Origin of the sequence: Nonomuraea sp. NPDC026600 (genome assembly GCF_040638335.1) — a bacterium.
In the GTDB taxonomy this organism is placed as follows: domain Bacteria; phylum Actinomycetota; class Actinomycetes; order Streptosporangiales; family Streptosporangiaceae; genus Nonomuraea.
In genome coordinates this window covers 1-19561 of the sequence record NZ_JBEZYD010000072.1, presented here as the reverse complement: position 1 = coordinate 19561, position 19561 = coordinate 1, and the positions used below count along the sequence as shown (strand labels likewise).

19 protein-coding genes are annotated in these 19561 nt (G+C 68.6%); 7 read left to right on the top strand and 12 right to left on the bottom strand.

Going from position 1 to position 19561, the window contains the following annotated elements:
* Positions 1-204: 204 nt before the first annotated feature.
* The 3 genes from AB0F17_RS64700 to AB0F17_RS64690 form a co-directional block, all read right to left on the bottom strand.
* Positions 205-939: a GntR family transcriptional regulator gene (locus AB0F17_RS64700; RefSeq protein WP_358047057.1), complete on the bottom strand. Its 735-nt coding sequence runs from the start codon at positions 937-939 to the stop codon at positions 205-207.
* A gap of 223 nt (positions 940-1162) precedes the next feature.
* The gene (locus AB0F17_RS64695; RefSeq protein ID WP_358047054.1) at positions 1163-1954 is read right to left on the bottom strand and encodes an MBL fold metallo-hydrolase; all 792 of its coding nucleotides are present in this window, start codon (positions 1952-1954) and stop codon (positions 1163-1165) included.
* Complete coding sequence (locus AB0F17_RS64690; protein WP_358047051.1) at positions 1948-2547, bottom strand: dihydrofolate reductase family protein; 600 nt, start codon at positions 2545-2547, stop codon at positions 1948-1950. Before AB0F17_RS64690 ends, AB0F17_RS64695 begins: the two co-directional genes overlap by 7 nt.
* Before the next feature lie 71 nt (positions 2548-2618).
* Between AB0F17_RS64690 and AB0F17_RS64685 the strand changes: the two genes are divergently transcribed.
* Both AB0F17_RS64685 and AB0F17_RS64680 read left to right on the top strand, forming a co-directional pair.
* Positions 2619-3122, top strand: coding sequence for a helix-turn-helix domain-containing protein (locus tag AB0F17_RS64685; protein WP_358047048.1), 504 nt, complete (start codon positions 2619-2621; stop codon positions 3120-3122).
* A 233-nt stretch (positions 3123-3355) separates the two neighbouring features.
* Positions 3356-3823, top strand: a complete 468-nt coding sequence (locus AB0F17_RS64680) for a nuclear transport factor 2 family protein (protein ID WP_358047045.1) — start codon at positions 3356-3358, stop codon at positions 3821-3823.
* A gap of 166 nt (positions 3824-3989) precedes the next feature.
* On the opposite strand, the gene AB0F17_RS64675 is transcribed toward AB0F17_RS64680, so the two are convergent.
* The 3 genes from AB0F17_RS64675 to AB0F17_RS64665 form a co-directional block, all read right to left on the bottom strand.
* Positions 3990-4694, bottom strand: a complete 705-nt coding sequence (locus AB0F17_RS64675) for a hypothetical protein (protein ID WP_358047042.1) — start codon at positions 4692-4694, stop codon at positions 3990-3992.
* A 171-nt stretch (positions 4695-4865) separates the two neighbouring features.
* Positions 4866-5531, bottom strand: a complete 666-nt coding sequence (locus AB0F17_RS64670; protein ID WP_358047039.1) for a permease-like cell division protein FtsX — start codon at positions 5529-5531, stop codon at positions 4866-4868.
* The gene (locus AB0F17_RS64665) at positions 5528-6070 is read right to left on the bottom strand and encodes a sigma-70 family RNA polymerase sigma factor (RefSeq protein ID WP_358047036.1); all 543 of its coding nucleotides are present in this window, start codon (positions 6068-6070) and stop codon (positions 5528-5530) included. Before AB0F17_RS64665 ends, AB0F17_RS64670 begins: the two co-directional genes overlap by 4 nt.
* 363 nt (positions 6071-6433) lie before the next feature.
* Between AB0F17_RS64665 and AB0F17_RS64660 the strand changes: the two genes are divergently transcribed.
* Positions 6434-6841, top strand: coding sequence for an ester cyclase (locus AB0F17_RS64660; protein ID WP_358047033.1), 408 nt, complete (start codon positions 6434-6436; stop codon positions 6839-6841).
* A gap of 113 nt (positions 6842-6954) precedes the next feature.
* On the opposite strand, the gene AB0F17_RS64655 is transcribed toward AB0F17_RS64660, so the two are convergent.
* From AB0F17_RS64655 to AB0F17_RS64645, 3 genes are all read right to left on the bottom strand, one after another.
* Positions 6955-7590: a hypothetical protein gene (locus tag AB0F17_RS64655; protein WP_358047030.1), complete on the bottom strand. Its 636-nt coding sequence runs from the start codon at positions 7588-7590 to the stop codon at positions 6955-6957.
* 178 nt (positions 7591-7768) lie between these two features.
* Complete coding sequence (locus AB0F17_RS64650; RefSeq protein ID WP_358047027.1) at positions 7769-8749, bottom strand: aldo/keto reductase; 981 nt, start codon at positions 8747-8749, stop codon at positions 7769-7771.
* The gene (locus tag AB0F17_RS64645; RefSeq protein WP_358047024.1) at positions 8737-9648 is read right to left on the bottom strand and encodes an EamA family transporter; all 912 of its coding nucleotides are present in this window, start codon (positions 9646-9648) and stop codon (positions 8737-8739) included. Before AB0F17_RS64645 ends, AB0F17_RS64650 begins: the two co-directional genes overlap by 13 nt.
* 34 nt (positions 9649-9682) lie before the next feature.
* On the opposite strand from AB0F17_RS64645, the gene AB0F17_RS64640 reads away from it, so the two are divergent.
* The gene (locus tag AB0F17_RS64640) at positions 9683-10165 is read left to right on the top strand and encodes an Lrp/AsnC family transcriptional regulator (protein ID WP_358047021.1); all 483 of its coding nucleotides are present in this window, start codon (positions 9683-9685) and stop codon (positions 10163-10165) included.
* A gap of 129 nt (positions 10166-10294) precedes the next feature.
* Here AB0F17_RS64640 and AB0F17_RS64635 read toward each other — a convergent pair whose 3' ends face one another.
* Complete coding sequence (locus tag AB0F17_RS64635; RefSeq protein WP_358047018.1) at positions 10295-10606, bottom strand: hypothetical protein; 312 nt, start codon at positions 10604-10606, stop codon at positions 10295-10297.
* Between the two features lie 375 nt (positions 10607-10981).
* Here AB0F17_RS64635 and AB0F17_RS64630 point away from each other — a divergent pair, with 375 nt between their 5' ends.
* Together AB0F17_RS64630 and AB0F17_RS64625 are read left to right on the top strand one after the other, a co-directional pair.
* Complete coding sequence (locus tag AB0F17_RS64630; RefSeq protein WP_358047016.1) at positions 10982-12727, top strand: RNA ligase family protein; 1746 nt, start codon at positions 10982-10984, stop codon at positions 12725-12727.
* A complete protein-coding gene (locus AB0F17_RS64625) occupies positions 12727-15507 on the top strand; it encodes a poly(A) polymerase (RefSeq protein WP_358047013.1) in 2781 nt (926 codons plus the stop codon). Before AB0F17_RS64630 ends, AB0F17_RS64625 begins: the two co-directional genes overlap by 1 nt.
* A gap of 67 nt (positions 15508-15574) precedes the next feature.
* Here AB0F17_RS64625 and AB0F17_RS64620 read toward each other — a convergent pair whose 3' ends face one another.
* A complete protein-coding gene (locus AB0F17_RS64620) occupies positions 15575-15739 on the bottom strand; it encodes a hypothetical protein (RefSeq protein WP_358047010.1) in 165 nt (54 codons plus the stop codon).
* Between the two features lie 51 nt (positions 15740-15790).
* Positions 15791-16678 carry a transposase domain-containing protein gene (locus AB0F17_RS64615; protein WP_358047086.1) on the bottom strand — a complete coding sequence of 296 codons (888 nt, stop codon included), beginning with the start codon at positions 16676-16678 and terminating at the stop codon, positions 15791-15793.
* Positions 16679-16864: 186 nt separating this feature from the next.
* Here AB0F17_RS64615 and AB0F17_RS64610 point away from each other — a divergent pair, with 186 nt between their 5' ends.
* On the top strand, positions 16865-19123 hold the full coding sequence (locus tag AB0F17_RS64610) for a ricin-type beta-trefoil lectin domain protein (RefSeq protein WP_358047007.1): 2259 nt from the start codon (positions 16865-16867) through the stop codon (positions 19121-19123).
* Positions 19124-19561 lie beyond the last annotated feature (438 nt).

Below are 19561 nucleotides of genomic sequence, written 5' to 3'. Positions count from 1 at the left end.
AGAGCTGGTACGAGGCCGCCTTATGGGCGTCGTGCCACCCACGCGATCCGCGCGGCCTTCAGGCCGGACGCGGACGCCCACACCAGGTCGACGGGGCGGTCACGTCGGCCTGGTGGAAGTGCTCAAAGAGGGCGAAGATGCCGGTTCGGCGGCCGAGATCGAGGATGTGGCGGGTTGCCATGCCGTCCGCTCGGACCACCCAGTTCAGGACAGGTACAGCCCGACGGACGTCTGCAGGGCGTCGAGCCGGCGGCTGGCCGCGGCCTGGACGTCCTCGACATGGATTCTCGCGTGCCTCTCCGCACTCTCACGGTCGCGGCGCATCAGCGCCTCGACAATGCGCTGATGGCCTTCCACGCAGGTGACGACCTCGTCCCGGGTGAAGAGGACGGCCATGTTGTACGTGATGCCGAAGTCGCGGTTGCGCAGCCATTCGTCCAGCAGCCGGCCGTTGCCCGAGGCCTGCACGATGGCCTGGTGGAAATCGCGGTTCATCCGGCCCAGCTCGGCGCGGGGCCGCTGCACGTACTCCTCGATCGGCCCGTCGTAGAACGCGGCGATCCCGCCCAGTTGCTCCTCGGAGGCGCGCACGGCGGCCAACCCGGTGGCCATCGCCTCAAGGGCGCACCGCACCTCGTAGATCTCGCGGATCTCGTCCGGGGTGTGCTCACGCACGACCCAGCCCTGCCGCTCCCGGAGGACCAGCCCCTGATCGACGAGGCGCATCAGGGCGACGCGTACGGGAGTGCGGCTGCTGTTGAGCTGCGCCGCCACCTCGTCTTCCGGCAGCCGCTGGTTGGGGCGGTATCTGCCCTGGAGGATCGCGGCGCGTATGTGCTCGTACGCCTGGTCGCCGAGCGACTGCCCGCTACCCGCACGAGGCCTCCTGCGCTTGGCCGCAGGCTCCTCCGTACGTGTCCTGCCGGGTCGTTCGGCCATCAGTCCTCCGGTCCGTCGCCTGTCAGGCCGTTGTTCATGGAGATTCTTCCAGTATGCGGTGAGATCCAGAAATCCCGTCCCTGTTTCTTGCCGGCACCCACATCCACCCGACAACCCACTGGACACCAAGATCCGGCCGGCCAGGCCGCCCATGCCAGGAGCAAGCTGCCGGCCGTCCTGGGCCTGGATCTCGCCGGTGTGGTCGAGGAGGTCGGCGCGGGCGTCAGGCGAGGCGCTGGAGTTGCCGTTCGTGCACGCCGGCCACCCACTCCCAGCCGTCCTTGGCCGATGGGCCGACCCGCGGGTCGCTGAGAGCACGGCCGTCACGCAAGGAGTGCAAGTACCCCCGATCCTGGTCGATCCGGGCACGTACCTCGTCAGCTCCGCCGACGGACCCGTGGCCCGGGACGAAGACGTCGACGTCCCCCGCCACGCCCTCCAGCAGTCGCAGCGCGGCGAGGTAGTCCTCGATCGGGTCAACGGTGCCGTTCAGGTCGAGCATGGGAATCAAGACATCAGAGAGCATGTCGCCGGCGACGAGAACCCCGCGTTCCCCGATCAACAGCGCCGCATGGCCCGGAGCATGCGCTTGATGCTCGATGATCCGGACCCTGGGGCCATCCCAAGGGATCCGCGTCGTCTCGGCGGGCAGGCCGGTAATGAGGCCGAGCAGGTCCAGCGGTACCCCCTCGGGGATGCCGACGGCCTTTGCGACCGCATCCACCCCACCCGACAGGCGATCTCGCGCAGTAGCCGCGCAAGACGCGGTGCCGTAACGGGGCGCCGCGCCGAGACTGGGGTGCCAGAGCAGGTGATCCCAATGAGGATGCGTCGAGAAACCTGCCACAACGGTCTGGCCCGAATCGGACAGGTCATTCGCGAGGCAGGCCAGCTCGTCGCCCAGCACCCCGGCGTCGATGAGCAACACGCCACCCTGGCCCTGCACGACAACGGCGTTGCTCTGGCAGAACTCGCTCTCGTGGACCAGCACACCCTCCGCGACCTGCCTCAGCACGAGCTCGCCTCCTTTACATCCCGGATGGCGTAGTGATGCAGCGTGACGCCCTGCTCGAACGATCGCTGCTCGAGCAGGTCGAGCTCGATCGGCACGTCGTAGTCGTCGAACAGCGGCCTGCCGAAGCCGAGGATCGCGGGGTGGGTGAAGAGCAGCAGCTCGTCGAGAAGCCCCGCCCGGAGCAGCTGCGTCGCGAGCGCCGCGCCGCCCACACTGATGCTGCCGTCGGTCCCGGCCCGCAGGGCGGCGAGCTGCTCGATCGCGTCGTCTCCGCCGATGATCCGGGTGTTGTGATCGGCGCTGCGGCGGGTGCGGGAGACAAGCACTTTGGGCTTGGCTGTCCAGATCTCGCCGTATTCACGCATGTAGTCCGGCAGTGACGCGTCCTCGCGCGCCCGTGGCCAGTACTCCTCCATGACCTCGTAGTAGACCCGGCCCTGGACCATGAGCGCGAGCGCCTGCGTCAGCGCGTTGCACTCGCGGTGCAGCTCCTCGTGGATACGCAGCCACTCGCCGGCACCGTTGTCCCCAGGAACTTGCTCGATCCGCAGGTCGAGGGACACCTGCATCGAATAGATGAAGCGGCCCATCATCTCCTCTTCCCAAGAGTGATTGTATTCTGCAACTACTATAGGTAGGGCGAAATACCTGTCAAGGAGGAACTGTGGAACCACGGTCCGGGTGTCCGATCAACGCCGGCGTCGAGGTGCTCGGAGATCGCTGGTCGTTGCTCGTGCTTCGCGACGTCATCTTCGGCGACCGCCGCTACTTTCGGGTGCTGCTCACCGGGTCGATCGAGGGCATCGCTTCGAACATCCTCGCCGACCGCCTCGTGCGACTCGTCGACGCAGGGATCCTCACCCGCGGCACCGCCGCGCGGGGGCAGCGCGCTCGCTACAGCCTCACTGAAGCTGGTATCCAGACTCTTCCGATCATCTACGCCCTCGGCAATTGGGGCCTCGACTGGCGCCCAGGCAGCGACGAGCTCCGGAGCCGGCAGCAGCTCATGCGCGATGAGGGTCCGGCGTTCATGGAGGAGCTCATGGACGAGCTTCGCGTCCGCCACCTCGGCGCCCCGCCGAAGCCGCACGACGGTCCAGGCCCGTTCGAGCGCCTCGACGCCGCCCACGCCGCGGCCGCCGAGCAAGAACACGTCGATCAACGGTGACGGAACGGCCCCTGCCCTGACCTTCTTGGACTCCGGTAGCTTGCCGTCACCGCGCACAAGACGTCGCCGCCATGGGACGGACACACTGCCTGCCCGACGTCGGATGACTCCCTGCTCAAGCCCCGAGAAGTATCCTGCAATCACGGTCGCAACCGTGACGCCGGCAGCCGGCGAAACGGCGGTCGGGGATCGGTCGCGCCGCGGTTCGGCACTGCGACGACTGAGGAGAAGACATGACAACGCGACCCCCATTGCCCCCGTTCACCCGCGAGACCGCCATAGAGAAGGTCCGGCTGGCGGAAGACGGCTGGAACACCAGGGATCCCGAGAAGGTCGTGCTGGCCTACACCAAGGATTCACGCTGGCGGAACCGGGCGGAGTTCGCGACGGGACATGATGAAATCGTGGCGTTCCTCCGGCGGAAGTGGGCCAGAGAGCTCGACTACCGGTTGATCAAGGAGCTGTGGGCCTTCACCGGGGACCGGATCGCGGTCCGCTTCGCCTACGAGTGGCATGACGACGCGGGCAACTGGTTCCGCTCGTACGGGAACGAGAACTGGGAGTTCGACGAGCAGGGCCTGATGCGGGTACGGCACGCGAGCATCAACGACCTGCCGATCCAGGAGTCGGACCGGAAGTACCACTGGCCCCTGGGGCGCCGCCCGGACGACCACCCGGGCCTGACCGATCTCGGCTTCTGACCGGCCACCGTCGAACCGGACAAGACCCTCAGCGTGGAGCTCGCTGCCGAGATGGCCGACCTGCACCGGGCCTCACCCGACAGCGGGGTCGAGCTGAAAGCGATCACGCAGAGCTTCCGGACCTTGTCCGATGACGATCGCGGCAGGAGATCGCCACCGTGCTGGGTCAGGTGCAGGGCAGTATCCGGCTTATGACGCTTTTTGGGGTTATTTCTGTGAGGTAAGGGCCCTGTTCCGACTCCCATTTTTCGCTGTTGATGGGTTCGCCGGTCAGCGACCAGAATTCTGGTGCGAGCACGTCGGTGGCGACGACGAACGTAGGGAGTCCACTTACCTCGCCTTTTGGTTCTGGGATCCCTAGCACGCCCTCACTGCATGGGGCGACGTTGAACAAATAGAAGCGAATGGACTTGGACTTGGCCTCCGTGGGTTCCCAGCGGAGGTATACCACTGCGGGCCGCGAGTTGGCGTTTCGGACGCGCCAGCGCCACTCCGGTGGAGATGCTGGTCCTCCAGTCGCCCAGATGTTGATGTGCCGGATGAAGGCCGTTTTTTCCAGGGCAGTTGCATTGGCCTTGGCTTGCTCCTTCTCACGATTGTCTTCAGTGAGTTGAGCGAGCGCGTCGGCTCTCTGCTGCTGGCTGAGGGTGAGCGCGTTCATGGAGATGATGAGCGCGGGGACGGACATGAGGCCGGCGATGACGCTGGTGAGGGCGGCCCACCATTGGACGGACCAGCGGACGTCACGGAGCCTGCGGCGCTGCCGTGGCTTCAGGCGCTGGCGGGCGGCGATCACTCTTGTGTCGCGAGCGGAGAAGCGCGGTGTGAGGCGGCGGGCCGAGGAGAAGCGGGGCCGCTGTCGCACGGTCATGACTGACTATCGTGCGATGGTGAGGCGATGTTAGGGCGCAGGGTTTTCGCGTCAGGCGCGCATGGAGGCGTTGCAGCGGCGCCAGCGACGAGAGTGCCCCCCTGCAGAGCAGTACCAGGGGGTGAGTCGGTGCGGGAGCCGGCGGTCTCGGCAGGCCTCGGCTGACGCGGGTCACCGTCCCTTGCCCGTGAAGGAGCACTGTTCCCCCCTTCCCAGGAGCCTCTTGACGATCCCCCAGGGCGGGCTGTTGTCGATGAGGCAAGCCTGGTCGACGCTCATGGAAACGCCAGGCAGTTCGCTCGCGGCCTGGGCCACGGTCGAAGGTTTCGCACCCGCCCTGATCCTGGCGCGGAAGGACTCGGGCATGTCCGTGGGAGTTGTCGCCTTCAGGAGTTCGGGGTTGTCCTTGTAGTGGCGACGGAAGTTCTCCCATGCCTGCTGCCGGTCCTCAAACCTGACACTCTCCACCTCAGGCCGGGCCTCCAGCGCCCGCTCGAGATCCTTCCACTCTGTCTTGGTGATCTCGCCGCCGCCCGCGCAGCTCGTCAAGGAGTCGCCGTCCTTGCAAAGGAAGACCGCGACCTCGGGCCCTCCAGATGACACCGTGCCACTCAGTGACATGGCGACGATGCTCTCCTGCGGTTCCAGCAACGGGGCGGCGAGCCTTGCGACTCCGAGGGCTGTCGCGGCGACTGTCAGGGCGACGGCGGCGACCCTGACCAGGCCCCCTCTGGAGCTGCGGCGGGGCCGCGGGGCGGGCAACGGACGATCATCGTCCCCGACGATCTCCGCGCGAGCCGCCATGGCGTCGCGGAGCCGCTCTTCAATGCTGTTCATGCGTTGTCTCCCAGTTCGCGAAGGAGCCTGGCCAAGGCTCGGGCGGTCATGGATCTAACGGTGCTCTGCCTGACGCGCATGGCTTCGGCGATCTCGGCGTCGGACAGGTCGAGGTAGTGGCGCATCACCAGGGCCTCGCGCTGGCGCCGCGGCAGGCGGGCCAGTGCGCGCAGCACCTCCCGCCGCGACTCCCCGATCAGCACGGCGGTCTCCGCCGAGTCGGCCAGGTCCGCGACCGGCTCGACCCGTCGCAGCGCGACCGCCCGGCGGCGAAGGATCGATCGGGAACCATTGAGCACGCACGTCCTGACATAAGCGACCGTCGTGACTCCCGGTCGCCACTTGCTGTGAAGCCGAACGAACACGTCCTGCACCACGTCTTCGGCCGTCTCTTGGTCGCCGACGAGCAGCACCGCGAACCGCACAAGACTGAGCCGATGCCGGCGATAGAAGGCGACCAGCTCAGCATCAGGGGATGCGGCCGGCGAAGCGGACACCTTCGGTGCCGGCGCCGCCAGCCGCAAGCTTTCACTGTCCATACGCTATGAACGCGCACCCCTGTCGATCCGCTGCTCCGCCACGTCGAATTCATCCGAAAAAGAGTCGTCCGCTCCGCCGGGGCCGTCTCCTCCGCCAGTACGTTCACCCTCGCCATCCGCCGGCGCGATCACCGCGAAGCGTTCGGGCAGATGATCCGGACAAACGCTACGACAGGAACTCCGGCTACGGCGGTCCGCGCGACAACGTCATCAAGGAACAGCGGGACCAGCCTGTCCGCAGTCGCTCCGCGGCCCGCCCGCCCGGCACCCGCTCCCGCAGGCACGTACCGCTTAACCTGCAGAAACAGGGTCATGTGAAGATCCATGTGCAGCACGTCCGTGGACGTGACCCTGAGGAGAGACATGACCTACGAAACCAACCTCGCGGCCCAGCAGCGCTTCGCCACCGCCGTGATGGGCGGCGACTTCGCCGTCCTCGACGAGGTGGTCGCGCCCGATGCCGTGGACCACGATCCCGGGCCGGGGCAGGGACCGGGCCCCGAGGGTTACAAGATTCTGTTCACCGAGATGCGCACCGCGTTCCCGGACCTGCACGTCGAGGTCGAGCACCTGATCGCCACCGAGGACGAGCTGGCCTTCGCCTACACCATCAGCGGCACCCACCTGGGCGATCTCATGGGCCACCCCGCCACCGGCCGGAAGGCCAGCTACCGCGCGATGCAGATCAGCCGCTTCGCCGACGGCAAGCTGGTGGAGCGGTGGGGCAGCAGCGACCAGCTCGGCATGCTCGCCCAGCTCGGTCTCCTCTGACCGTTCCTGGCCAGTTGACAACGCCGCTCACCACACACGCGGAACGGCCTGCCCATCCGGGACCGGCCGTTCCGAGTCTCCGCTCCTACAGGCCGCAGGTCTCCAGCAGCGCATCAGCGCGGGAACAGCTGTCTCCTCAGCAGCTCGGCGCGCACGATGGTGTCGTCGATCCAGAACGTGGTGGAGCTGGAATTGTTGGTCGCCTGAACCTGGATCTTCTTGTTGCAGTACATCCTGGAGTTGTTCGCAGGACACGTCACATACCCGGCGGCCATCATCGAACCGTCGCGCCAGCGCCGGTCATCGGGGTTGGCGGTGTCCCAGTCGAAGCGGTCGTTGTCGGAATTGTTGCTCGGCGGCAGTGCCACTCCGTCGACGACAATACGGCCCCCGCACCAGTTGCCGATCACGCTCGGCCCCTTGCATCGGATCTCGGCGTTCACCCAGACGGTGAGGTGTCCATGTGTCCCTCTTGGCACCTGTACGTTCACCGAGCCGCAGGTCAGGTCGGTCCACGCCCTGCCGGTGACCGTCTGTGTCTGATGGCCGCTGATGACCTCGACCTGGTCGGTCGAGCGTTTGAACCCGGACGTGACGCAGTCCCCGGAGCCCCGGCCCTTTCCAGCCGTCCCGGGTACGGAGGAGGCCGCGGCCTGTGCCGGCGCCACCTGCGCGGGCACGATGGCCAACGGTATGGCTGCGGCGGCGGCGAACAGAGCAGCCCGAGCTTTCCTCGTCCCGGTCCTCATAGGCGTTCCTTCTCATAGGGGAGTCCGATCGTCACGCCCCTGTTTTTAGTGCGTTCGTGATCTCATGAAGAACGACACGCGTCGGCCCCCTGCGGCCGAGCCGATAACTTTCCCCGTCCATGGGTTGTTCGAGATTGAGGCGGAACGTGGCCTGCGTCAGTCCATGAGAGCCGCTCTCTCAGGAGTGCCCGATGATCCGGTGGGGCAGGTAGGGGGCCTCCAGGCGGGCCGTCTCCTCTTCGCTCAGGGACACCTCCACCGCCGCGATCGCGTCATCCAGATGACCCACCTTGCTCGCCCCGACGATCGGCGCGGCCACCCCGGACCTTCCGAGCAGCCATGCGAGCGCGAGCTGCGCCGGAGGCAGCCCTCGTTCGCCGGCCACCGCACGCACCACGTCGACGACGTCGAAGTCCGCGTCCTCGTACATGCTGTCGGCCAGTGAGTCGCTGCCGGATCGGACAGTACGCCGCAGGCCGTCGCGCCGGCGGCTCCCGGTCAGCAGTCCGCGCGCCAACGGGCTCCACGGGATGACGCCCACTCCCTGGTCCAGGCAGAGCGGGATCATCTCTCGCTCCTCCTCCCGGTACAGCAGGTTGTAGTGGTTCTGCATCGACACGAACCTGGTCCAGCCGGCCGTCTGAGCGGTGTGCTGCGCTTTGGCGAACTGCCAGGCGTACATGCTGGAGGCCCCGATGTACCGCGCCTTGCCGGCCCGCACTACCTCGTGCAGGGCCTCCATGGTCTCCTCGATCGGTGTCTCGCCGTCCCAGCGGTGGATCTGGTACAGATCGACATGGTCGGTTCCGAGCCTGGTCAGCGAGGCGTCGATGGCGGCCAGCACGTGCTTGCGGGACAGCCCTCGGTCGTTCGGGCCCGGTCCCGTCGGGAAGTAGACCTTCGTGGCGAGAACGTAGTCGTCGCGGCGGGCGAAGAGCTTGGCGAGCAGCCGCCCGGTGATCTCCTCGCTCACGCCGTCGGAGTACATGTCGGCGGTGTCGAAGAACGTCACACCCGCCTCGACCGCACGCCGCACGATCGGCTCGGCCGCGTCCTCGCGCAGCAGCCACTCCCAGGAACCTGGATCGCCGTAGCTCATCATCCCCAGGCAGATCCGGGAGACCCGCAGCCCCGACGATCCCAGCTTCACGTATCGCATTCCGTCTTGCCTTCCTGTGGGAGTGTGGCCTCGGCTGGAGGCTCGCGGTGGAGGGCGACCGAGAGCACCACGAGGCCGACTCCGGCGACCTCGGCGAGTGAGGGGAGCTGCCGGAGCACCAGGATGCCGATCACCGTCGCCGTGGCCGGAAGCAGCGCCACCAGCAGCGCGTACGTGGAGCGGGCGATACGTGCCATGGCGAGCTGATCGCACACGTACGGGATCACCGACGAACAGATCCCCACCCCGATCCCGGCGGCGAGCGTGACCGGGTCGAGCACCGCGGGAGCGGCCTGCCAGACGCCCACCGGCGCGACGAACACGCAGGCGACGAGCATGGCGGCGGCCAGCCCGTCGATGCCGCTGACGCCGCGCGAGCGCCGAGCCGTACGGTGGGCCAGCACGATGTAGGCGGCGAACAGCGCCGCGTTGGCGAAGGCGAACACCAGCCCCAGCGGGTCCCCGGCCAGCTGGATGCCGGTCAGCACGTAGACGCCGCCGACGGCTGTGACGAGTGCCACGAGGTTACGAACGGTACGGGCACCGATTGCGGCCAGCACGATGACCGGCAGGAACTCGATCGCGGCGACGGTCGCCAGGGGCACGCGGGCGATCGCCAGGTAGAAACAGACGTTCATGGCCGCGAGCACCGCGGCCCAAGCGATGATCGAACGACGGCCCTCGGCGTCGAGCCGGGCGAGGGTCCGCCAGGGGCGGCGCCAGAGCGCGAAAACGAGTGCGGCGCTCCAGATCCTCAGCCCCGCGACCCCGAGCGGGGCGAGCCTGGCGAACAGGAGCACGGCGAACGCCGGACCGAGGTAGTGGAAGACGGCGCTCCCGATGAAGTAGGTCCATGGAGGCGCCGCGGACAGGACGGCGCGAGGGCCGGTGGGCGGCATGCCCCCATCGTTGGCCAGCCCGTAATTTAGGAGAATGGCGAATCGAAAGATCAGACCCGAGCGGGCGTACGAACCGAAGGGAATGGACGCCCTCGACCTTCGTATTCTCGCCGAGCTGCAGGTCGACGCCAGGGTGAGCTTCGCCGAGCTGGGCCGGCGGGTCGCTCTGTCGGCCCCCGCGGTGGCCGAGCGGGTGCAGCGGCTGGAGGAGACGGGAGTGATCACCGGCTATCACGCCGAGGTCGACCCGCGGGCGCTGGGCTTTCCGGTCACGGTGATGGTTCGGATCCGTCCGGCGATCCGGGAACTGCACCGCATCTCCAAGATCGCCCAGGAGGTTCCGCAGATCGTCGAGTGCTACAGGATGACCGGAGACGACTGCTTCTACTTCACGATGCACCTGCGGGCGGTCGACGAGCTCGAACCGATCCTCGACCTGTTCACCCCGTACGGTCACACGACCACGTCTCTCATCCACACCGCACCCGTGCCCCGCCGCCCCCTGCCCCTGGAGTGAGACTCGGGCCCGCCGCACGAACCACGGCGCTCGGGTCGCGTCTTCGACCTGACGGTGAGCGTGTTGAACCGGCTCTGACCACGAAAAGGCCCCCTGCGCGACCGCACAGGGGGCTTTTGCATGACGACCTCAGCAGATGTCGACCCTCTGGTACGAAGCGCCGGGGGAGGAGATGTTCTTCATGGTCTCGCCCGGCGACATCTCATTGCAGGGACTGTCGGGCCCGTTGTTCCAAATGATCTTGACATCGTAGGTCCAGGCGCAGTCGTTCCTGACCCGGACCCAGGGGTAGATGATCTTGTATGTGCCGCTTTCGATCTTCTTCACACAGGAGATCGCGGTCTCTGCCTCCACGGGGTCCGCGCTCGCGGCACCTGATCCAGCGATCAGCAGAATCGCGGCGCCGGAGGCCACGGCCAACGCCCTGAACCCAGCTCTCATGTTCATGGGAACCTCTCAGATGGGGAGATCATTTGCGTCATCGGCGAACGTACCAAAACATTCGCCACAAGATCGCCAAAAAGCGGCAATACGGTCATCCGCTCCGGGCCCTGGGGCCGACCTCGGACGTTCGCATACGCCGCACTGGGAGGGCGAGGGTTGATGATCGTCCAGTCTACTTTGTAAAGGCCGAGCCTGGCCGTGAGGTTGAGCCTGGCCGTGAGGTCGAGTGCCTCGCCGCTGTCAGCCAAAGCGTGCGAACAGGCCCAGGGCGGCGACCCCGATGGCCGGCAGGCCCGGCAGCTTATTCGATGGAGACGCTTTCTTGCCGCTTGTACAGTGACTCCAGTTGCGAGGGGCGTCAGGGGAGAGATCATGCGCGTGCACTATCCGCGTACCCCTCACCTGCCCTGGTCGCCTGGCGTGACGCCGGACGACGTTCGCGCGGGAGATCTGTCCGGGCTGCGCGGGCGCGAGGTCGTGGTCACGGAGAAGCTCGACGGAGAGAACACCACCCTGTACGCGGACGGGATGCATGCCCGATCCCTGGACTCGGCGCACCATCCCTCCCGGGCGTGGGTCAAGGGTCTGCAAGGGCGGATCGGTGGACGGATCCCGGCGGGGTGGCGGGTGTGCGGGGAGAACATGTACGCCCGGCACTCCATCGCCTACCAGGGGCTGGAAAGTTGGTTCTACGGCTTCTCGGTTTGGGACGGCGATCGATGCCTGGACTGGGACCGCACGGTCACCTTCCTGCGTGAGCTGGGGATTCCCGTCCCGCCGGTGCTGTGGCGCGGTGTCTTCGACGAGCGGGCGCTGCGGGGGTTGCGGCTGAACGCGGAGCGGCAGGAGGGCTACGTGGTGCGGGCCGTCGAGAGCTTCGAGAGGGAGGAGTTCGCGGGACGGGTGGCCAAGTGGGTGCGTCGCGAGCATGTGCAGACCGGCACGCACTGGATGCACGCCATCGTTGTGCCGAACGCGCTGGGCCCCGGCGCGGCGCTGTGGGAGGTGCGCTCGGGCGCGGACTGCGACGTGAACGCCCTGCTGGCCTCGGTGGACCTCCCCCGAGCCGAAGCGAAGGACGTCGTCCCGGAGGCGGTGGCCGAGGTGTCGGCTCGGCTGAACGTGATCGGTCGGTGCGGGGACGCCCGGCTGGCGGGCGTGCTGGCCGTGGCGCTGCGGTCCATACCGCGGGCCCGGCTGGCGGCCGGGCTGGCGAGGCCGCTGGGCATGCGGCTGGCGCGGCGGGTCGCGGACCTGGCCGGGCTGCACGGCGCGCTGCGCCGGCCGTACCCGGACGAGGAGCGGCGTGCCGGGCTGGGGCGCATGGCGTTGGCCGCTGACCTGGGCGTGCTGCACGCCGTGTCGGCGGCCGTGCTGGTGGGGCGCGTGGATGATGAGGTCGACCAGGAGCGTGAGCAGGTCGAATGGTCGGCCCTGCACGCCGAGGACGCCGGGCTGCTCGGGCCGGGGCCGCTGGAGCCGTTGCGGGCCGGTCTGCGTGAGGCACTGGCCGGCCTCGGTGGGGAGGCGGCCGACCGGTGCTGGGCGGAGGCGCGGGACGCCTGGGCCAGGGGAAAGGTCACCACGGTCGAGGAGGCCGTGGCGGCGACCTGGCGGTGGCGGTCGAGGCGGTTCCCCCGGCTGGTGCAGCTGGTCGGACCGTCGGGCAGTGGGAAGAGCACGTTCGCGGCCGGTCTGCCGGAGATCGACGCGTACCTTTCACTGGACGATCTGCGCGATGCCAGGGGCTCGCGGGCGGACCAGCGGGCCAACGGGGAAGTGCTCGGCGAGGGACTGGCTCGGCTCGAGGCCGCTCTGGCGGCCGGTGGCACCGTGGTCTGGGACGCCACCTCGCTCAACCAACACCAGCGTTCCCTGGTCCACGCCGTGGCGCGCCGCCGCGACGCGCTGACGACGCACGCGGTCGCACTGGTGGAGGAGGACGAGCTGCACCGGCGCAACGCCCGTCGCGCCCATCCGGTGCCGCCGCACGTGCTGGCCACTCAGGTGCGCCGGTTCGTCCCGCCTTATCCCGGTGATGCCCATTGCACCTGGTACGTCGGCGCGTCCGGGACCGTCGAGGACCTGGACGGCGCTCTGGCCGGGGGAGAGGCGTGATGCGTACCAGCGAGGAGATCTACCACTGGGTCCGCTGGGATCCGCGCTTCGACCCGTCGCGTTTCGTGCTCGGCGTCGGCCAGCGGGGCGCCGACCCCAAGCGCATCCCGCTGCCCACCTTCGTGCCCGGCGGCGAGGTGCCGTGGCACCGGGTGCTGTTCGTCGAGGCGGACGGCGAGCTGGTATGGGACCGCGCCACCGGACTGGACCGGATCGACACCTGCGACGCGGGCCGGGTACGCGCCCCGCGCCTCCTGCGTGCGCCCGTCTTCAGCGCCAGAACCCCGCACACCTGGGACGCGGCCACTGGCTGGCAGCCGAGCACGGGGGAGAATGCCTCCGCAGTAGGGACCGTGCGCATCCTGACCTGGAACACCCTGTGGGACCGCTACGACAGCGACCGGATCGACACCGCGCGCCGCCGCCCCCTGCTGCTGGCGAGCCTGGAAGCGGCCGACGCCGACGTCATCGCACTGCAGGAGGTCGAGCCCGCGCTGCTGTCGCTCCTGCTGGCGGCCCCGTGGGTGCGGGCCCGCTACACCGTCGGCGGCGACCCGGAAGGCGAGGACGTCGCCGACAGCGGGCTGCTGCTGCTCAGCCGGCTGCCCGTCCGGGAGGCGGCCTGGCACCGGCTCGGCCCGCACAAGGCGGTCGCCGCCATCGCCACCGAGACCGCCGCAGGCCCGCTTGTCATCGCCACCACCCACCTGACCAGCGACCACACCGCCGACGGCGCGGCGCGGCGGCGGGCCGAACTCGCCCGGATCGCCGAAGGGCTGGCCGGCGTCGAGGGGGACCTGGTCCTGATGGGCGACTTCAACGACGGCACGGACGTCCCCGCGTCGGCCCTCGGGCTCCGCGACGCCTGGACGGAGGCGTACGGGTCCGGCGACGACACGCCCACGTTCGACCCGCGTGCCAACCCGCTGGCGGCGCTGTCCTCGCTGTCCGGTCGGGCCGCCCGGCTGGACCGCGTGCTGGTGCGCGGCCGTCCCCGTACCGTCGTGGCCGCCCTGCGCGGCGACACGCCCGATTCCGGCGGGCTGTACGTTTCCGACCACTACGGGGTGGAGGCCGTCCTCGACATCACGGACAGCGCGCCCGCCGGGGTGCTGGACATGCCGCCGACCGCGCGCACGGCGGTGGCGTGGATTCCGCCGGAGGAGCTGTGGCCACCCATCCAGGCGCTCCGCCGGACGCACGATCCGCAGGTCGCCCGCTGGCCGCCGCACGTCAACCTGCTCTTCGGGTTCGTGCCGGAGTCGGCGTTCGAGGCGGCGGCGCCGTTGCTGTCCGCAGCGGCGGCCGAAGTCCAGCCGTTCGACGTACGGCTGGAGGGGATCCGCTCCTTTCAGCACCGCCAGGACACGACCATCTGGCTCGACCCGGCCGCCGCCGATCCCGTCCCATGGGCCCGCCTGCGTCAGGTCCTTCACCAGCGCTTCCCCCGCTGTGCGGGCCGTCCAGACGGCTTCGTCCCGCACCTGACCCTGGGCCGTGTGGACGCCTCGCACCGTGTGGGCATCCGGCTCGACGCGATGATCGCCTGCGTCGGGGCCGTCGTGCTGCTGTCGCGGCGAGCGGACGAACCCATGCGCCCGCGCGCGGTGATCACTCTGGGAACGGGCGAACTCCGATGGCTGCCCGAGCCCGCCGCGCCGGAGCCCGCGCCGGTTCCGAGCCTGGACGACCTGGCCGATCGTGTCACTTGCCGCCTGGCGGAGGCGCTACGTCCCGGGATCGTGCACGTCGCAGGCTCCCGGCGTATGGGCTGCGCACTCCCCGCAGCCGACCTGGACCTGGTGGCGGCGCTCCCAGACACCGGTACGGACGTGGAGGCGCGCGTGCGGGCGGCGCTGCCCGAGGCCGTCCGGCTGCGGCAGGTGATCGGTGCCCGGGTGCCGGGCCTGCGCCTGCGCGTGTCCGACCTGGACGTCGACCTGACCGTGGTGGCGGCCGACCCAATCCCCCCGGCGCAACTCCTGTCCCGCCGCGCCGAACTGGGCGAGGCGGCGGCCATCGCCCTGAGCGCGGTCAGTGACGCGGACGCGATCCGCGCCGCAGTGGGCCCCGCACACCAGCGTTTCGCCCGCCTCGCCCGCGAGGTGAAGGCGTGGGCAAGGGCGAAGGGCCTGGACGCGGCCCCCTTCGGCGGCTTGCCCGGTCTGGCGTGGGCAGTCCTGGCCGCACGCACCGTCCTCGATGCCGCCAGCACATCCGACACCGATCTCCTCCACCGATTCTTCAGCACATGGGCCGCCTGGGACTGGCACGAGCCGGTCACCCTTACCCCCGCCTCCGCCGCCCCGGCTGTGATGACCGTGATGACGCCCAGCGCTCCCGTGCGCAACTGCGCTCGCCAAGTCACTTCGGGCGGTCTGGACCGGCTCGCCCAGGAGCTTTATCAGGCATGGGAGCTCACGGAGAACGGCAGGTCAGCGGAGTTGCTCGCCCCGCCGCCCCTCCACCGCCGTCACGCGGCCTGGGCGGTGTTGACCGTACGTTCCGACCGGCCTGAGGAGCTCGACGCGGTGCTGGGCCGCGTCAGAGGACGCATGCTGGAGTTGCTCACCGCCCTGGAAGAGGCGGGGGTGCGGGACGTCCACGCCTGGCCGCGCCCGTTCGAGAGCGGCCTCCGGCAGGCCCGCTACGCGATCGGCCTGGGCCGCACGCCTCCGCAGGCCGCACAGCTCAGCGAGATCACCGGCCGATGGGCCAGGAACATGTCCGGCGTCACGGTCGAACGGGTTGAGCCCGGCGTCGTACCGACCTTGAGCTAAGAGCTGTCTGCCGGGCGATGGACGTGCGTTGAGGTGGGGGCGGTCGTCGGCGGTCGGGTGAGCTGACTCACCGGATCATCTGCTGGAGGAAGGCGTCTTCTGCCGGGTAGTCGAAGAAATGCTCCAGAGATGCCACCTGAGGCAGTTGCCGCCGCCAGTCGGCGTGCGCGACCTCATCGCGTAGCCAGGCGACGGTCTCGGTTATCTGGGGTGCCGAAAAGGCGTCAGGCATGTCAGGCAAGTGGACTTCCGAGGAACGTGCCTGACAAGTTATCTGGGGTTGTCAGGCACGTTGGTCACCTGTGGAAAGCCGCATCGACGACCATGAGCTGCGGCTGCGGAAACTGGAGAGCGCCGGCTGGATCGCGGTCGGCGCCGCTGGCGGCGAGATCGTGGGCGCGGTGGTCAGGCAGGTGATGGGAGCTCTGAGCATCCGCTTCGGCGTTTCGGTCGCTTCCATGCCGTAGACGGGGCCAAACCCGGCACGTGGGCGGTCTCGCGGTAACCTTCGAAGACCGGCAGAAGCCCGCCCGCCGGCGAAGGAGTAGTAGCCACGGTCGGCGACCAGCAGCATGTCCTCATCCAGCAGGAGCCACAACCAGCGAGCCAAGACCTGCTCGCCACTGCCCTTGCCCGCACCCGCCCCGCCGATCGCGGCGGCGAAGTACGCCTGCGACCCCCACTCGGCCAGCGCCACCAGGCGGACCTTGGGGAACGCCGACCGCTTGTCCCCCGACCCCGCGTACCCGAACGCCTCGGCGTTGGCCGGGCTGTCGGGCACATCCCACTCCCTGCCGTCCACCGTCACCAGCCGCCACGGCCCCAAGAACGCCCTCGGCGTCTCCTCCTGCGCCACCGACTGGGCGACTCGCTCGAACAACTCCCGCAACGGCTCACTCCCCAGCCGCTGACGCGCTTGGATGACCCCGCCCGACCCCGGCGTCCGCCACCCGGGATCCCAGCAGTCCGGCCACCCCGCCGGCGTGTCGGTCAGCCGGGCCAGAATCTCCTCGTAATCCGCATCCGCGAACAACGCCATCGCCATCGTGAAGTACACCATCACATGCGGAGGAAGCTTCCCATCGCGCCGTCTGGCCCGCTTCCCCGTCACCGCGACAGCGTCATCGACCTCATCCCTGGGCGCCCACCGAGCTAGAACCCCCAACGACACCGCATTCGCGAAGCTCCCCACGGCCAGCGGCCGTAGCCCCACCAGCCCCCAACCACAAGAGCAATTTGAGCTGAGTCACATTGCCTCTTGACCGGGCGGGCCGTTAGCGCGGAACAGCGAGGCGGTAGGTCTCCGGACGCGGGTCCCAAGTCGGGAATGACCGGCACGAGTAAGGAAGACCTCGGGATGACGACGACACCTCAGCCGGGTTCGGTGTTCTACATCGCGAGCCGGATACAGCCGAGCACTCCAGCGCCTCCGTTTGTCCTCGCCGCCGAAGGGAACGGCACGCAGCCTGGTACCCGCGTCATCCTCTACCCCCGGGAGACCGACGACGCGCAGAGCCAGTTCTGGACCGTCACCGACGACGGACATCTCCTCAGCCAGCTCAACGGGCTCGCGATCAACTGGGATCCGGCGCTGAGCGCGCTCGTTCTCCAGGCACAGGGCGACCCGGGCTATCCGTGCCAGCTCTGGAGCATCACCGACGACGGGTACGTGCACAGCCTGTCGATGAGCGGCCAGGTGCTCTCCGCTCCCACTCTCGAGCCGGCGACGCCGTCGGCCACGGACGCCCAGGGCCTGCAGCACTGGACGCCGATGGCGTCGACGGCGCCGGCGCTCGACGCCTTCCGTCCCCGATGGGTCTACTTCCAGAGCGCGGTCCAGGACGCCGACCAGAACGACTGCGTGCTCAAGGCCCAGGGCGGCTCGCATGTGGCGGTCTGCCCGCAGACGGGGAACGACCCCGGCGAACTGTGGCAGGTGACGCCGGACGGGCGCATTCTCAACCGGCAGGGGGCCTATCCCGCTCTCAAGCTCGGCGCGCCCTGCGACGAAGGCGGGAACTACCTGACCGTCGACACGGACACGTTCGGCGACAAGGCGCGGTGGGACCTGAGCGTGACCGACCAGATCCGCAGCGTCTCCTCGGTGAACTTCCTCGTCTCCTACGGCATGACCGGAGGTTCGGGAACGCTGACCGACGGGGACCCCGTCGTGGCGGCGCCGGGCACATTTCCGAGCCCCCCGTACACGTGGTACACCGTCCCGTCCGCGCCCCTGGACGCGATCCTGACGCAGCCCTCGGTGCCGTTCCCCGAGTTCATCGGTGACCAGGCCCAGGCGTACCAGATCATCTGCCAGCGGCTCGGCGTCACCTCGCTCCGCGACGAGTACCCCAACCTCACCCGGACGCTCTCCGACTACGGCGACCAGATCGAGGAATGGACGGACGCGCCGCAGGGGATCCTGCAGACCGACTGGGACGCGGTCCGGCTGCAGCTGACCACCGAGATCTCCTACGCCGACGCCGCCCGCGACCTGTTCACCGCCTATGAGGGCTTCCAGCAGGCCCTGTTCTCGGACAAGGAGGCGATCACCGCGCAGCTCGTCTCCGACGCCGGGATCACCATCGGCACGGAGGACCCGGACGTCACCGGAGCCGTCCTGTCCATCCTGGAAGGACTCCTCTACGCCGGGCTCAGCGCCGCGGGAGAAGAGTTCTCCGTCGCGGCGAACCTGATGCAGACGGGCATCAACGCCGCCCTGGCCGCCGACTCCGAAGGCGGCGGCAGTATCTCGCCCGACCCGTTCCAGGTGGCCGTCTCCGGACTGTGGAAGGCACTCGACGACGACTTCACGGCGGTGCTGACCTCCATCGGGAACATGGAGACCCCGATCCTGCAGGACTGGGGGCGTCTCCAAAGCGTGTACCAGCTGTCGGGGAAGCAGGGCGGAGGCGACTCGCTGTACTGGGGCCCGTCCACTACGGCGGAGGCGGTCATCGCCGCGAGCCCCGGTTTCACGACCTCCGTGATGCAGCTGCTCATGTCCGTGAAGTACCAGATCTTCACGTCGTCGAACGGAGGCCATCCCGCCGGCATCCCCGACTACGCGCAGTGGCAGTCGGGAGGTGTGCTGTACTGGATCGCGGAGATCGGCAACCCGCAGGTCTATCCGAGCTCTCAGGCGATGCAGAACGACCTCTGGAACAACGGCGTGCAGCCGTGGGAGCTCTTCTCGTCGGCGTCCGGCTGGGCCTTTCCCATGACAGGCGACCAGACGACCATCTCCTACAGCTACGGCAGGTTCACCTTCACCAACCAGACGCCCAACATCATCCAGGTGGTCCTCGATCCGGTGCATCAGCTGAGCCTCGACGTCCTGCCCTACCAAAGCGCGTGGGCGGACCTCCCTCCGAGCGGGGTCACCAACATCTCGGTGGTCGACGTCATCACCGGGAAGGAGGCCGCCGTCTTCCAGATGTCGGTCAGCAGCCGCAGCCCGACGGTCCCTGGCGGCTTCTGGATCGGCAACCAGGCCTCGCTGCCCGGCTACAGCCTCACGCAGCCGCTCATCACCCCGGGCCTCTGCTGGTACCTGGGCCACGATTCCAACGCGTACGCGAGCGCGGCGGCCCAGATCGGCGTAATCCAGCTCTGACCCCGCCGCCACGCCGTTCAGTGCCGACAGACCGGGTGGTCTGGCGGCCCAGGAAGGGTTGGTCGGGACTCGGGGCCAGGCCTTGGTAAAGATGCGCTCGGCCCACAGGTAGGCGCCGCCGACCTAGCAGCTGGCCTGGCCAGCCGCAGCGCCGATATCGACCCTTGCCGCCATCGCGCGGTCAACCGAAAGACCTGGCCACGCCATCGATGCAACATGCCTTCAAGATCGGTCAACATGCCTTACGTGCCTGACAAGATCATCACACTCTGACCTGGGAGAAGAGGCCAAGAACCCCAGATAACGATCGCTGCGGCGTCGGCGTAGGTGATGGCCGGCCGGTTGTAGGATCCGCGTTTCGCTGTCGAAATCCGCGTCTCCGTGTCAGTTAAATGTCGGATTCGACATGCCGACGCGGACCGGCAGGTCAGAGGTATC